Origin of the sequence: Paenibacillus sp. BGI2013, assembly GCF_002843485.1 — a bacterium.
GTDB classification, from domain to species: domain Bacteria; phylum Bacillota; class Bacilli; order Paenibacillales; family Paenibacillaceae; genus Paenibacillus; species Paenibacillus amylolyticus.
Genome location: NZ_PJFA01000016.1, coordinates 90,557 through 105,501 on the forward strand (window position 1 = coordinate 90,557; position 14,945 = coordinate 105,501).

The 14,945-nt window shown below is 48.1% G+C and carries 14 protein-coding genes; 9 read left to right on the top strand and 5 right to left on the bottom strand.

From position 1 onward, the window contains the following. Positions 1 to 798: 798 nt before the first annotated feature. The 4 genes from CXK86_RS27660 to CXK86_RS27675 all read right to left on the bottom strand — a co-directional run bounded on the left by CXK86_RS27660 (position 799) and on the right by CXK86_RS27675 (position 6,487). Positions 799 to 2,451 (bottom strand): methyl-accepting chemotaxis protein, encoded by a 1,653-nt coding sequence (locus CXK86_RS27660; RefSeq protein WP_076254482.1) that lies wholly within the window; start codon positions 2,449 to 2,451, stop codon positions 799 to 801. A 26-nt stretch (positions 2,452 to 2,477) separates the two neighbouring features. Beyond that, positions 2,478 to 3,485: a BMP family lipoprotein gene (locus CXK86_RS27665; protein WP_083685142.1), complete on the bottom strand. Its 1,008-nt coding sequence runs from the start codon at positions 3,483 to 3,485 to the stop codon at positions 2,478 to 2,480. Between the two features lie 367 nt (positions 3,486 to 3,852). After that, positions 3,853 to 5,463, bottom strand: a complete 1,611-nt coding sequence (locus CXK86_RS27670; protein ID WP_076254537.1) for a gamma-glutamyltransferase family protein — start codon at positions 5,461 to 5,463, stop codon at positions 3,853 to 3,855. A 124-nt stretch (positions 5,464 to 5,587) separates the two neighbouring features. Continuing rightward, complete coding sequence (locus CXK86_RS27675) at positions 5,588 to 6,487, bottom strand: glucose 1-dehydrogenase (protein ID WP_036607429.1); 900 nt, start codon at positions 6,485 to 6,487, stop codon at positions 5,588 to 5,590. A gap of 155 nt (positions 6,488 to 6,642) precedes the next feature. Here CXK86_RS27675 and fosB point away from each other — a divergent pair, with 155 nt between their 5' ends. Both fosB and CXK86_RS31905 read left to right on the top strand, forming a co-directional pair. Next, positions 6,643 to 7,062 carry a metallothiol transferase FosB gene (fosB, locus tag CXK86_RS27680; RefSeq protein WP_076254484.1) on the top strand — a complete coding sequence of 140 codons (420 nt, stop codon included), beginning with the start codon at positions 6,643 to 6,645 and terminating at the stop codon, positions 7,060 to 7,062. 137 nt (positions 7,063 to 7,199) lie between these two features. Then, complete coding sequence (locus tag CXK86_RS31905; protein ID WP_143781120.1) at positions 7,200 to 7,394, top strand: hypothetical protein; 195 nt, start codon at positions 7,200 to 7,202, stop codon at positions 7,392 to 7,394. Between the two features lie 26 nt (positions 7,395 to 7,420). Here the strand turns inward: CXK86_RS31905 and CXK86_RS27690 are convergent, their stop codons facing one another. Next, complete coding sequence (locus CXK86_RS27690; RefSeq protein ID WP_179087965.1) at positions 7,421 to 8,671, bottom strand: helix-turn-helix domain-containing protein; 1,251 nt, start codon at positions 8,669 to 8,671, stop codon at positions 7,421 to 7,423. Positions 8,672 to 8,859: 188 nt separating this feature from the next. On the opposite strand from CXK86_RS27690, the gene CXK86_RS27695 reads away from it, so the two are divergent. The 7 genes from CXK86_RS27695 (at position 8,860) to CXK86_RS27725 (ending at position 14,937) form a co-directional block, all read left to right on the top strand. Continuing rightward, positions 8,860 to 9,081, top strand: coding sequence for a hypothetical protein (locus CXK86_RS27695; protein WP_036607418.1), 222 nt, complete (start codon positions 8,860 to 8,862; stop codon positions 9,079 to 9,081). Between the two features lie 116 nt (positions 9,082 to 9,197). Next, on the top strand, positions 9,198 to 10,205 hold the full coding sequence (locus tag CXK86_RS27700) for a ketoacyl-ACP synthase III family protein (RefSeq protein WP_076254489.1): 1,008 nt from the start codon (positions 9,198 to 9,200) through the stop codon (positions 10,203 to 10,205). Then, the gene (locus tag CXK86_RS27705; RefSeq protein WP_076254491.1) at positions 10,141 to 11,535 is read left to right on the top strand and encodes a preATP grasp domain-containing protein; all 1,395 of its coding nucleotides are present in this window, start codon (positions 10,141 to 10,143) and stop codon (positions 11,533 to 11,535) included. Before CXK86_RS27700 ends, CXK86_RS27705 begins: the two co-directional genes overlap by 65 nt. Continuing rightward, positions 11,536 to 12,825, top strand: coding sequence for a diaminopimelate decarboxylase (gene lysA, locus CXK86_RS27710; protein WP_036607414.1), 1,290 nt, complete (start codon positions 11,536 to 11,538; stop codon positions 12,823 to 12,825). Between the two features lie 12 nt (positions 12,826 to 12,837). Beyond that, the gene (locus tag CXK86_RS27715) at positions 12,838 to 13,098 is read left to right on the top strand and encodes an acyl carrier protein (protein WP_047840308.1); all 261 of its coding nucleotides are present in this window, start codon (positions 12,838 to 12,840) and stop codon (positions 13,096 to 13,098) included. 26 nt (positions 13,099 to 13,124) lie between these two features. Next, entirely contained in the window at positions 13,125 to 13,970 is an 846-nt protein-coding gene (locus CXK86_RS27720; RefSeq protein WP_179087966.1) for a hypothetical protein, read from the top strand. A gap of 19 nt (positions 13,971 to 13,989) precedes the next feature. Then, positions 13,990 to 14,937: a ketoacyl-ACP synthase III family protein gene (locus CXK86_RS27725; RefSeq protein WP_047840306.1), complete on the top strand. Its 948-nt coding sequence runs from the start codon at positions 13,990 to 13,992 to the stop codon at positions 14,935 to 14,937. Positions 14,938 to 14,945: the final 8 nt, after the last annotated feature.

A 14,945-nucleotide genomic window follows, 5' to 3' on the forward strand; every position in this document is an offset into this window, starting at 1 on the left:
AAAAGTAGATGAGTGAACGTTGTCCATTGTTCATTGCTCAGTACTCATTTGCTCAATGAACATTGATCAGTACTCAATGCTCAATACCCAATGCCCTAACGAACCTGATACACCTTATACCACGGTTTACATGGAGGAGCAAAAGCTAACGAATCTCATCCACGTTATCTCTGTGTATTTCAGAGAAAACACCTGAAAAACCGGACTAAATTAGGGAATAGAATGCCTGAGATTCGTTAGATTTTATAATCTGCAATTAATGGCCCAATAAGGTTTGCTCAGTTCGTTAAACGTTTGGATCTGAAATGTTGATGCCTTGTTATCTATATAAGTTGATCTAAAGAATATATACACTGGACACTCCGGTGACAGAACAACCTTCCGATCGCTATTATCCCCAGTTTTTTTTATAAATTAGGAAATCCGGAATAGCGTATGCTTCCGAGGCGGCTTTCTTTCAAAAAGCTTTTAGGCGAAGTATATGCTTCCGTGTCAGCTTTCTTTCAGATAGCTTTTAGCTCCACTTCTTCAGGTTCTTTCTGTCCTCTCCGTTTCGTGTAAATGTTTAGTTCAATCTATATACTTTCATATCTTTGAAACGAGTTAATGGTTGGATGAAACAATGATTAGTTACTGAAAAGGGGAGCCCTGTCATGATTCATGACAGGGCTCCCCTTTATTTGTTTGTTTGTATGTTCACGCTACCTGATCCTGGCTCGGCTATAACCTACCCATAACATGCCTATAATCTGCATCTAAACTACTTCTGATCTACGTCCAGCCCAAAATTCTCCCGGCTTACAGCCGGAATCGCAGCAGTTCCTGATGCATCTCTGCACTAATATCACGCAATGACTTCACCTTGATACTTGCATCAGCGAAGGAACGTTGTTGTTCCGACGTGGAGGCGGTGATCTCTTCACTGCTGGCAGCCGACTGCTCGGTGATGGCACTGATATTTTCGATGGCCTGTTGCACCTGTGTACTGAGTTCATTGGATTGTTGCATGTCCCCAGCAAGTTGATGGATACCCGTACTGATGCGCTCCACACTTTCACGAATAGCAGAGAAGGATTCGCGAGTCTGGCCAGTGGCTTGTTCCTGTTCGCCGAATAACTGCATGCTTTGTGCTACAGAGTTCTTCACCTTGTCCATGGAGGTTGTGATCTCGCCAACAGCTGCATAGATATGTTTGACCGATTGCGCAGATTGTTCGGCGAGTTTATTCACCTCGCCCGCAACAACAGCGAAGCCACGTCCGGCTTCTCCAGCGCGAGCAGCCTCTATGGAGGCATTTAACGAGAGCATGGTTGTTTGTTTGGCAATCTCCGATACATATGTCGTCATCGTAGTGATTCGAACCGCGCTTTCTTCCAGTTCCCGCACCGTTTGTTCTACCTCGGCCATCGCCGTACGATTCACTTCGGCCAAGCGGAGTTGCTCCGCTACAGCCTTATTACCTTCCTCAACGGTAGTTAATACTTCACGACCATCGATTACCGATTGGGAAGTGGACTCGAGATTGCTATTGAAGGTAGACTGCATTTTGTCCACAACCATCACCGTTTCACTCAGATCCTCGGCAATCTTTTGACTGCCAATTGAGAGTTCCTCCGTGGTGCGGGATACTTGCTGCACAATCGCTTGGGCTGTATCATTACCGCGGTCAATATCTTGTGCCATCAGATCGACACGATGACCCGCTTCACCAATCGACTGAATAATGCCGCGGATATTATGAGTCATGATACCGAAGGAGCGACTCAGGTCATCGAGTTCATCTTTGCCCCGAGATTCCGGTAATTGTCCGGTCAGGTCACCGTCCGCAATTTGTCCAGCGGCGTCTTTGAGTGTTCGAATACGCTTGGCAATCTGACGTGAAGTATACATGTTAAACAGCATCACGGCGACGAGCAATACGATAGCTCCTACCAGAGCGGCTTGCCACGTTTGCTGAATGTTACGTTCCAAATCGACGGTATATTGATCATAACGATCCCGAGTCATCTCATCTAACGAATAGATATCATTCTGTATGCCCCGAACCCGAGTGCTGTAACGTTTCGCTTCCGCACTGTTCATCGCACTCATCGCTTCGGTGGCTCCCTGGTTGAGAGCTTCTAATTTTGTCTCGATGGACTGAATAAGTTGTAACTGCTGATCTGTTTCGAGCAATCCGTCCGTAAGCTCCTGAATCATCGTTTGGCCTTCATCCAGCAAGCGAAGCACGGCGTCCTGGTTTCCTGCTGTCATGGAGAATGAGTAGACATCCAGCGCTTGCTGGGTCTGAATCTGATTGGCGTTCAGTTCACTCACCTTGAGCATGGCTGGTACCAGATTTTGATTTTTGGCATTCATGTTGAGCAATTGCATGATGATATAAGCGACTAGCACAAGGCATAGAAGTAGTGAAATTAGAGCATTAAGTATCAGTTTTCCCTGTAGTTTCATGTGCGTACCTCCTCGTATCCGATGGGTTATTGATCAAGCGTAATTTTGATTTGACCGGAAGAGATCTTAGCCTTCAGATCTTCGAAGGTTTGCTGTTGTTCATCACTGAGCGTGATATTATGTAGAGCAGTCAGACCCACGGCGTTCTCCGCCAGCCCCTCCACGATTTCCTTTTGAGGGAAGGTATGATTGTTTTGAACAAACGTGTTAACGGCATTATAGATAGAGACATCCACATTTTTCAGCATGGACGTAAGAATGGATTTTTCCGCCAAAAAGAATTGATCGGTATCTACACCGATGGCGTATTTCCCTAATTTCTGAATCTCCGTCAGTGCACCAACGCCTGTGAGACCAGCAGCTACGTAGATCACGTCAGCGCCCTTTTCCTGAATCATCTCTGCAGCCAGTTGTTCACCCAGCTCGGCATTGCCGAAGTCCCCTGCGTAGACGACATCAACGGTTGCATTCGGCTTGACAGCCAGAACACCTTGTTTAAAACCCTGCTCGAAATTACGAAGGACTGGTATCTCTATTCCACCAAGGAAGCCGACATGATCTTCCGTTGAAGCCATAGCGGCAATAACACCTGCCAGATAACTTCCTTCTTCCGCCCGGAATGAAATGGAGGCAATGTTAGGCAGTTCGGACTGACTGTCAATCATGAGGAACTGCTGGTCAGGATATTTGGCTGCAACTTTCTCCATATCCGCTTGGACAGCATCACTCAGGCCGATAACCAGATCGAATTTGGCTTGCGCAAACTCTTCAAATGCAGCTTCGGCATTGTCGCCCGGTTCACGATAGTCGAAGACAATGCTTTTCTCATTTCTGGCCTGAACCAGTCCATCAAAAGCAGCATCATTAAAAGAACGGTCACCCAGACCCACTTCCGTAAGCACGATCCCAACCTTTGTTCTTGTGTCTGTTGCCGTTGTTGTATTGTTGGGTGAACATGCCCCCAGGATTAGTACCGTCAGGATCATCATTATGGTGAGACCTAGACCTGCGCGTCTTTTCTTGTTTGTTTTCATGTGTGGTACCCTCATTTCTGTAGTCGCATTTTTCTGTTTTGCGTGATTCCTTAGCTCCAGGGAAGTACGTGTGCATGATGACACGTATGGTGAGGATTTCCCTTTATCTATATCGGTCAGAAAGGCACTGTGATTTATGGTGTGTAGTGAAAATTTACGAAAAAATAAGTATTTTTCATGAATTACACATTATTTTTACATTTCTCTGGTTAAAAGGGTACATAAATATCTACAGTATGTTGTTTACTGATGTTAGAAGTCGAAAAAAGGCACAACAGAGATGACATGAATCATCTCTGTTGTGCCTTAAAATTTCACCCTATACGGATGATAAGGTGATCATCCTATTATAAAAATGACGCGAGTTTTACCAAGCCGCAATCGAGCCATCCGCTCGGGTTTCCGTACCCCCGCATAATACGCCATTGTCCGGGTTGCGCCAGATGATCTGACCGCGTCCAAACTGGGATGGATCGAGTGCCACTTGAATATCATGTCCTTTGCGGGCGAGTGCCTGAGCGATATGCTGCGGGAAACCCGGTTCCACGAGAATTGTTTTGCCCTTCGTCCACTGCCAGCGCGGAGAATCCAAGGCGGCCTGTGGGTTCAGGTGATAATCGATCGTATTCATAACCACCTGCACATGACCTTGCGGTTGCATGAAACCACCCATGACACCGAATGGCCCAACCGCTTCGCTGCCACGGGTGAGGAACCCCGGAATGATCGTGTGATAGGTTCGTTTGCCTGGCTCCAGGGCGTTGGCATGATTAGGGTCCAGTGAGAAGTTGTGTCCACGATTCTGCAAAGCAATGCCTGTTCCCGGAACAACGAGCCCAGACCCGAAGCCCATATAGTTACTCTGGATAAACGAAACCATGTTGCCTTCACCATCAGCCGTAGCCAGATACACCGTTCCACTTGCACGTGGATCACCTGCCTCAGGTGCTCGTGCGGTATCACCAATGAGTTTGCGCCGTTCTTCCGCGTATGCCTCGGACAGGAGTTCCTCCACCGTCACACCCATTTTGCGTTCTTCAGTAATATATTTCTCCCCGTCGGCAAATGCCAGCTTCATAGCTTCAAGTTGCCGATGATATGCCAGAACGGATTCTTTCTCGTCAAAATCATATCCCTTCAGGAGATTAAGCGCCGCGAGAGCAATCAATCCTTGTCCATTCGGCGGAATCTCCCATACATCGTAACCACGATAGGAGACGGAGATGGGATCAACCCACTCCGGCTGAAAAGCCTTCAGATCTTCGCGAGTCAGATAACCACCGTGCTCTGCCATAAAGGAATGAATGCGCTCTGCCAGTTCTCCTTCGTAAAAGTCTCGTGCTTCGCTCTCGCCAATCTGGCGCAAAGTCGCCGCATGATCCGGCGAGCGCCACATCTCTCCAGCTGCGGGAACACGCCCGCCTGGAGCAAATGTCTCAAACCACGCCCGCCCTGCTTCCGCATCACCCTGGCGTGCATAGATCTCGGCTGCCCTTGCCCAGTGGCGGGCCAGCCCAGGCGCAAGCGGATAACCTTCCTCCGCATAGCGGATGGCCGGTTCTAGCGCTTCCGCCAGCGTGAGCCGCCCAAAACGGCGGCTCAGCTCAGCCCAACCCGCCGGTGCGCCAGGCACCGTCACCGGAACAACCCCAAGCTTCGGCATCTCCGTATGGCCTGCCGCTTGAAGCGCCTCAATGGATATGCCCTGAGGCGCAGGGCCGCTGGCATTCAGGCCATGCAGTTTGCCCTCGGTCCAGACGAGGGCAAAAGCATCGCCTCCAATGCCATTGGACGTTGGCTCCAGCACCGTGAGTGCTGCCGCAGTTGCAATGGCGGCATCGATGGCATTGCCGCCTTTTTTCAATACATCCAGACCAGCTTGTGCAGCCAGTGGCTGTGACGTGGCGACCATGCCTTGTTTCGCATACACAGGCACGCGGTAAGAGGGATACGGTTGGTAGAGTGGATCGAAGTTCATCAGGTTGTTCAGCTCCTTGTCGCTAGATGTCAGGCTCCGGCATAACCGGATCATACTCCTAACCCTCTTCGCAACTGGACAACCGATATCCTGCCACACCTGCCAAATCCAACCTGACATCAGCCTATGTCGTTACCATATCGCCGCCATTTACATGAATGCATTCACCTGTGACGTAGGATGAATCGCGGGAAGCGAGATAAACGTAGGCTGCCGCCAGTTCGTAAGGCTGACCAGCTCGACCCATGGGTGTATCTGTTCCAAATACCTGTACATCCTCAGCGGAGAAACTGGCAGGGATGAGCGGTGTCCAGATGGGTCCCGGGGCGACGGAATTCACACGGATTCCCTGTGCAGCGAGCGATTGGGCGAGTACACGAGTCAGCGATACGACGGCTCCTTTGGTAGAAGAGTAGTCGATCAGTTGAGTGTTACCTTTATATGCTGTAATGGAAGCCGTATTGATAATGGAGGCACCTCTGCACAGATGGGGGAGAGCGGCCTGAATCAGAAAGAAATAAGCGAACACATTGGTCTGAAAGGTGTGATACAGCTGTTCTTCTGTAATATCAACGATGCTTGGCTGCACATACTGTACGCCATGATTGTTGACCAGAATATCGATCTTCCCGTAGGTTTCCATGGTTGTGCGAATGACGGCTTCACAGTTTTTCTTTAAGCGGAGATCAATCTCGATTAAGAGACAGCGCTGTCCCAGTTCTTCGATCCGTTCACGAGTCCTTTCGGCATCTGTCCGTTCATATAGATAAGCAATGACGATATCCGCACCTTCCTTGGCAAAAGCGATGGCGGCCGCCCGGCCGATTCCACTGTCACCACCCGTAATAATGGCAACTTTACCTTGGAGTTTGCAGCTACCTATATAGGCAGGATCTTCACTGATCGGTTCAGGCACCATCAGAGTTTCCAGACCGGGTTGCTGGTCCTGATGCTGGGGTGGGAATGCCAGCTTTTGCTCCTTGCATACCGTTTTCTCACCATAAAAAGGATAGACAGGATTCATTCGCTTTACATCCTCCTCGAACGTTCATTGATACGGATAACCTATGCATTCGCCCAGAAGAAGGTGCGGGGGAAAACAGCAGAGCGGTTGTTTTTTGCGCAGAATATACCATAATAAGGATAGATCCTTAAATCGATGGAGGTGTCAGGAGCCACATGAATATTCAAGGAATTAATCATTTGTGCTTTTCCGTATCCAATCTGGAGCGGGCCATTACCTTTTATGAGCAGGCTCTCGGTGCCCAAATTCAGGTGAAAGGACGCAAACTGGCTTATTTTAAGCTTGCCGGTCTTTGGATTGCCCTGAATCAGGAGGATGTTATTCGCAACTATACGGAACGAACCTATACCCATATTGCATTTACCGTTACAGAAGAGGAGTTCGACGCGTCTGTGCAGCAGCTGCGAGCAGCGGGTGCTGACATTCTTCCCGGAAGGCTAAGAGATCCGCGGGATGCATTATCCGTTTATTTTACCGATCCGGATGGTCATTTGTTTGAACTGCATACAGGTACGATGAAGCAAAGGCTGGATTATTATCGCGAAGACAAAGATCATATGACCTTTTATACGTGAGTTTCATGTGCAAGTAGAGGTAAATGGTAATTAACGTATTTAAAGTCATTGCAATTATCCGTACAATACATCTTAGGTTCGCTGAAGTGTACACGGTATGTTCGGCTGCCAAACCATATGCACAAGGAGAGATGGACGTGGATAATAAAATATTCAAGCTTCGGATTGTTGCGAGCGGGTTGTCTATGGCCATTGTCATGTTGTTTTCATTGTACAATGGACATCTTCAAAATTCAGGGGAAGCTCTTCAGTCCCGTGTATCATTGGGCTACTCGTCAGATAAACAAATAACGGTTCACCCGCTTGATCTGAATGATCCTGTTCCTGAATAGTTGTTAGGAGAAGATGGGGGCCGTATTTATTTGATATAGGATTTATAGTCATCATAATTCATTTTCTGTTCTTGTCCGCTAAGAATTAAAAGTTTGTGGCTAATATCAGCCTCACGATCTGCATGGATGCGTTTAAGCAGATCGTAACTCATTCGAAGGAAGTAATAGCCTTCATTGGTGTTGTCTTTCTCATGAAATACAATGCCGAGAAGACGATATAGTTTTGCACGGAGCATGCCTTCATCTCGTTGATCCAGCAGTTTAAGAGCTTCCTTGATGGCTGTTTCGGCCAGTAAAGGTTGCCGTTCTTCGAGATAAATTTTACTGATTTCCTCTAATATAGAAGCCTTCTTGTGAGGCAGATTGCGTTTGTCGTAGATATCGGCGCATTCTGACAGCAAGGGAAGGGCTTCTTTTTTTTGTCCCATATGAAGTTGAATGACAGCCAGATTGTGAAGAGCAAGTACATAGGATTTACTATTTGCCTGTTTATATGAATCTACCGATTTCTTGGTCCAGTCATAACTTAAGAGCAAGTGTCCGTCCTGTTCGGACATATAATAGGCCTTGCCTAAACCCAGCGTAATTTCGCCATATAACTCCGGTTGCCCGGTCATTTGGGCTTCTTTTTCGGCTTTGAGATAATAATCCAGTCCCTTATCCACGTTACCGAGCCGCAAATGGGTTGTTCCGAGAAAGGTTAACGAACGGATATGTTTATCTTGCAGATGTTTGAGTTTGCTGCTGTAGGTATAGGACTGTTCGTAGTATTTACGGGCAGCGTGAAACAGTTCTGCATGAAATGCAGCTCTTCCCATTTCCAGGTAATAGTCGACAATGCGCTCCCGGTCTCCTGTTCGGGTGACTGTAAAAGCCGCAGTTTCCCCATCATCCAGAGCTTGGCGGTAATCGCCAAGCCTATTGTGGCTTCGCATGATGAGCAGATAGGCTTCCGTTTGATCCAGTGTATCTTCCGTCAGAGTCAGAACTTTCTGAGCCATACGGATACAGGCAGGATCATTCTGCTCAGCATAGTAGGCTTTGGCTTTGTCCAGGACAGCTTCACCAATATCGGTGTCCGTTGTCGCACTTCCTCCCAAGAAGTACTCCATTGGTGTATTGAGTCTGCGAGCAATGATTTTCAACATACGCTGAGAGGGAACGGCTCTGCCTTTTTCGATGAGGCTGATGTATGAGCGTGTCATATCCTCACCTGCCAGTTGTTTCTGAGACAGTCCAAGTTGCTCCCGGATTTCCCGAATTTTGGGTCCGATCATGATCATTCACCGTCCCTTGAATTAGTTTGTGATTACGTTGTGAAATGTGAGTTGTATATTGAATGCTTGGAATTGGTATTAACAAGGGGTAAGGCGTGCGAGAAATCCATTTACCTCCTTTTACAGTTTAAATCCAAATTGGGAGATTATAGAATGATAGTATCCAAGACGAAAGGAGGAATAAATCAATGATCATTAAAGCGACTCCCATTACATTGGAACAATTGAAGAACAAAGAGTTGGAAGCAGTACAATCGGAAGTGAACGTGCTGGGCGAAACACGTGAAGTTAGTGCTCGTGCAGTAGCAGCTCGTGCAGTATCTGCCCGTGCAGTAGCAGCTCGCGCAGTATCGGCTCGCGCAGTAGCAGCTCGTGCGGTATCTGCTCGTGCAGTAGCGGCTCGTGCATAATCCCTTGTATCTACTATGGCATTATGGTTAGTCCAATAGATGAGAGCTTCGGATGAAGCTCTCTCCCTATATTGAGAGTGCTCCGTATGATGGGTATAACGAGGTGTCCTAAACCGATGCATATCAAGCAAATATGGTCATACATTCCCAAGTTCGTCGTTCCTGTCCGGGAGTTGAGCGAACATCTGGGACTCAAACAAGCCCAGACCAAAGTGTTGGAGAAAATTCACGGTCTGAAACAGGTTCCGCAAGACAAAGACGGTGATCTGACTAAGCTGTTAGGACGTGTACTCGCCCAGGTGGTAAACAGTCCGACAGTTGTTCCATCTTCTATCAAGTATATCATTTATTGCCACACAATTCAGGAAAATTTTCCCTTTCCAATGAAGGTATTGCAAGGTTTGAAGCAGGCTTACGGTATGCATCATGCCATTGCGTTTTCACTGACACAGCAGAACTGTGCCTCAGGTCTGATTGCGTTGGATGTTGCTGCAACATTGCTGCCCTCTTTGGAAGAGGATGATCATATTTTAATCGTAACAGGTGAAAAAACGTTCAGTCCCATTGTACAGCTCATCCCCAATACAACCGTTATGGGCGAAGCTGCGGCCGCCATACTGGTTGGTAAATCCGGCCCGGGAAGCAGGATGATGGGGCTTACGAACGTAACCCTTGGACAATTCTGCAACGTGCTGACAGGTGATCCCGAGACGCTCAAGGAATTTCAGGAAATCTATACACCCCAGCTCTGTGATGTCATTCATGAGGCAATAGATGGGGCGGGCCTGACGTTGGAGGATATCCGTTATATTGTCCCGCACAATGTGAATCTGTCTTCATGGAAAAAGGTTGCTGCACGATTGTCCTATCCATTGGAGCGGGTGTACACATCCAATGTGGGAGAAATCGGGCACTGCTTCTGTTCCGATCCCTATATTAATCTGAAAGAGATTTCAGATCAGGGGCTTTTGCAGAAGGACGACTACTATTTGCTTGTCACGGTTGGGCTGGGAGCAACATTCAGCGTGGCGGTGATGCAGTTCGCAGAAGAACGAGGTGATGAGATTGACCACACTGTTGACCGGATTTTCGAGAAAGCTGAAGCAGGCGCTTACAGGTCATGATGAAGCTGTTTTTATTTATATAAACAATTTTGAAGTCGAAGAATACTGGAATGAGCAGGGGGTACTGAAGTTGCCTTCCCTGAGTGTTGGTTCGGCTGCTGACGTTGTAAACCGGATGGAGGAGCTGGGGATTTTCTTGGCAGGTGAACAGGATGTCGTATTGCTCAAGGAACTGCCGGATTCCAGGTTTATAGCAGATGCACAGGCCATCGGTTTTGGTCGATCACGTTTAATTGCTACTGAATATAATGAACCGGGATTGAACATTACGGCTAACATCCTGCATTGTCAGCGTACGCTGGACAGGCTGCGTGAACTTGCAGATAGACAGGATATACAGGCTTATCTGGTTCCCTTCGGAGCCTCGGATCAGGAAGAAGAACTATCCCAACGCACAGGTATTCCCCTTGCCGTACCACCGGCTGACATTTTCCGCAAAGTCAATGATAAGGGCTACTCCCGAAGGCTTAATGCCGAACTGGGTATCCGTCAGATTCCTGGCTGTGAGTGTTACTCCCTGGAGGAACTTACGTCCGGATTTGAAGATATGAAATCCGTGTTGGAACAGGGCGGGCGTATTGTTATGAAGGATTCGATGGGCGTCTCGGGCAAGGGAATCACCGTTATTGCAGATGAAGCCCGTTTCCACAAATGCATGAAATTGCTGGAGAAACAGGCAAGCAAGAATGGGACAAGAGCTGTGAATTATGTGCTGGAGCAGTGGATCAACAAAACATGTGATCTGAATTACCAGATTTTAATTCATCGGAGTGGTGAGGTTGAATTTCTTGGTGTAAAGGAATCATTGGTCGAACAAGGCGTTCATCAGGGGCATCTCATGCCACCACATCTTGGTGATTCGCAGATCGCGGTAATCCGGGGCGCTGCGTTGCAAATAGGTGCTGCGCTCCATCGGGATGGATACTACGGTGTAGCCGGTATCGATGCCATTCTGGATGAGGACGGAAGTGTGTGGCCTAATCTGGAGATCAATGCAAGGTTTAACATGTCGACGTATCAGACTGAGATCCAGAACCAGTGGATTCCTGAGGGGATGTTAGCTTTGGCCAAAAAATATACACTTCGTTTGAATCACCGCCTGGATTATGGAAAGTTAAGGTCAACACTTGGTCCTCTGTTATTTGATCCGCTGAAGGGCGAGGGGATACTTATCAACAATTTTGCAACGGTCAATGCGGCCTTCAAAGGTGAAGATCGTGTGTTCTCTGGTCGTCTCTATGGTGTCATTATTGCTCATTCGGCCGAGCAGCTACGGGCGACGGATGCTGCGGTTGAAGCCAAGTTATCATTCATAAACGAGGTGAAGTAGATGTCTGGAGATTATCAGATTCAAGGGCTTGCGATTTCGGCCATCGCTGCACAATTCGGTACACCATTATACGTCTATGACGCTGAGGTATTAGAGCGAGTATATGAAGAGCTTCGCAGCCTGCTGACTCCAAAGGTGGAATTGTTCTACTCATTAAAGGCTAATCCGAATATTTCAATTGTTCACCTGCTTCAGGGGCTTGGAGCCCAGGCAGAGGTCTGTTCCATGGCCGAATTACATACCGCACTACAGGCGGGTACAAATCCGGAGCGTATAATCTTCCTCGGACCAGGCAAGACCGACGCGGAGATAACCGCATGCATTCGTCATGGCATCTACGCAATCGTCTGTGAATCGTTTCAGGAGCTTAACCGCATTGAAGCCATTGCAGCTGAAGAGGGACGGATTGTCCCCGTGGCACTGAGAATCAATCCTTCTTTTACCGTGAAGGGCTCACGGCTGACGATGGGTGGCAAACCACGCCAGTTTGGCATGGATGAGGATACTGTGATGCAGGGGCGACAGCAATTGGAACGATGCTCACATGTGGATATTATCGGTCTGCATGTATACATGGGAACCCGTATGCTTGACGTGGAACCTATTGTGGAGAACACACGTCACATTCTGGAGCTTGCCGAACGGCTGGAGGAGCAACTGGGTATTCGGCTGCAGATGGTAGATGTGGGCGGTGGTCTCGGAGTTCCGTATTACGAGGGAGAACAGCCTCTGTCTGTGAGTGCCCTGTCTGCACAATTGAACCCTTTGTTCGAACAATTCAAGGAAAAACATCCTGACATCAGACTGTTCATGGAACTGGGAAGGTATCTGGTGGGAACCAGTGGGATGCTGGTTAGCCGAGCCTTATATGTCAAGGAGTCGTATGGAGAGACGTTTGTCGTGACTGATGGTGGTACCAATTGTCATATGGCTGCGGTCGGAATCGGCTCGTATGTGAAGCGTAATTTCCCGATTGCATCTTTGTCACGATACGGAGAATCCCCGGTTGCAGAGTTTAATATTACCGGCCCTTTGTGTACCCCGAATGATGTTATTGGCAAAAAAGTAAACCTGCCTCCCGTTGAACAAGGGGATTTAATTGGTGTATTTCATTCCGGTGCCTACGGCCCTACTGCTTCACCGACCCATTTTCTCAGTCATGGAAGTCCGGCTGAAGTGATGATTAGTGGTGGAGAAGCCCATCTGATTCGGGAAAGGGATACTCCCGAAGATCTACTGGGCAAACAGCGTTTGATCCCTGTTTCACATTCCGCAGTAACCAACAGATGAGGAGAGATGATCATGACAACCGCAGTATTGCTTGAAGAAATCAAAGGTGCCCTTGCCGAAGTGCTGAATATGGAAGAGAACCACGCTGTTACATGGGACACATCTTTATTTGATGAACTTCATCTGGATTCAACGTCTGTTCTGGAACTATTGATGACGTTGGAAGACCGTATTGAGGGGCTGGAGATCGACCCGGATGAACTGGAGCCAGATGTATTTAACACAGTGGGTTCGCTAGCCACATATATCGAAAAGCAACTCGTTGCTGCCTGATGGCGGCGCCTGTTACCATCCGGGACATGAAGGTCAGGCTGTTTACGGACAAGCAGCCTCCGTTCGAACATCTGGAGTTGTTAAGATTTCACAGTGATTTGTTGGCGGGGTCCCCCGTGGTACCCCAGTTTCATCTGCTGGAGGGTCGTTATAACAATGCCTATCATGATATGAGTGTACTACTGCTCGAAGAGTCGGGGCTGGATCAGATCATGGGAGACGTGGATGTTCTCCTGCTGGCCTATCATTTTCCCAATATTCGTCCAGATATCTCCATTGTCAACTATCTGATGGACCGTTATCAGGCACGGTTCCTGAGTTTTGCCGTGAACGATATGGGGTTCGGGGCACCGTTCGCGGCACTTCATATGCTCCAGCATTATCTGAACAGCGGCAACTACGATCGGGGAATGCTGCTTGTGCTTGATCAGACGTCTCTTCCCTACGAGACGGAAGGAGTGGGCGAGATTGTAGAACCGGACACGGGAGCTGTTCTGGTTCTGGATCGGTTGGCAGAAGGCGGTTCATCCCTTGTTGGTGTGGAAATACAATATGCCGAGAGTTCGATTGCCGAGACAGCAGAATTGTTGCTGGACAGGCTTTGCGTTCAGGTATCCGTTAATCTGGCTCAGATCAGGCTTCTTGTCCATCCGCTGTTGGAGCAGGAAGTGTCCGGTACCGAATGGTTTCATGCTACAGGCTGGCAAGGGAGTTACGATCCTGCCCACTGGAGCGCTGCACCATTCTTTGGTCTGAAGCAACTTCTTGAAGATCGGTGCACAGATGAATACATATGTCTGATGCACCTGGAGCCAGATGACAAGTTTATCTATGCACTTCTCATTCATGCAGGTGGATACGAAGAGCTGTAATCAGGAGGAGGGAAACGTCATGGGGCTGGGTATAGTGGATATCGGTGTGTATTTGCCTGATCAGATCGAAGAGCCTGAGGTTATCCTCGAATCCTTGGGACTGGGTAAAGGAGAGCTTCAATTACTGCGCAAATATCATCGTCTGAACGGTGTTCCAGTTACCCCTCCGGGTCAGCATCTGGATAATTCTATCGTTCGCGCGATTGGACAGCTTGTTGACAGACAACCCTTGCCTGCCATTGACCTTGTGCTCTATGCCCATTCAGCACATGTACAAGCACCAGGGGATTATAGGCCCTTGCAGCGGGCTCTGAGTGAATATGGGCTCGAGCATATCCCCTTTTATAGTATTTCACAGATGAACTGTGCGTCCTCGATAGCCGCTCTTCAATGGCTTGAACGAATCTCCCGTACACAGCCTGATATTCGTAATGTTTTATTGGTATGTGCCGATCAGTTTAATTTCATGCCACCCGACTGGAGATATATTCGAAAGTCTACGATTCTGGGTGACTCGGCTGTTGCCATGCTTCTATCCAGAAACTATGGTCAGCACATCTTACAGGCTGCTCATGTTCTTCGGGATACGAGGTTCCATACCGGATATTATGCGGAAGTGGAAGAGATGACGTCATTTAACAAGCTGTATGTGGATCATATCATTCGAGGTATGGAAGAGCTGCTGTCAGCAGAGGGCCTGACACTTCATGATGTAGATCATATCTTTCCCCACAACGTCAATTGGACTACATGGAAGGAGTTTTCAAAGCGTACAGGCGTGGATCAAAAACAAATTTACCTGGATAATATCCCGCGGATTGGACATACCTTCTCCACGGATGCGTTCATCAATCTAAGCTCTGGGCTAGAGAATGAATGGGTGCATAAGGGGGAGAGGTCCGTACTGGTCAGCATTGGGCTGGGCAGTTTTTTTGGTTTTGCGTTAATTGAGCATGGAGATTGTTGATCATGAGT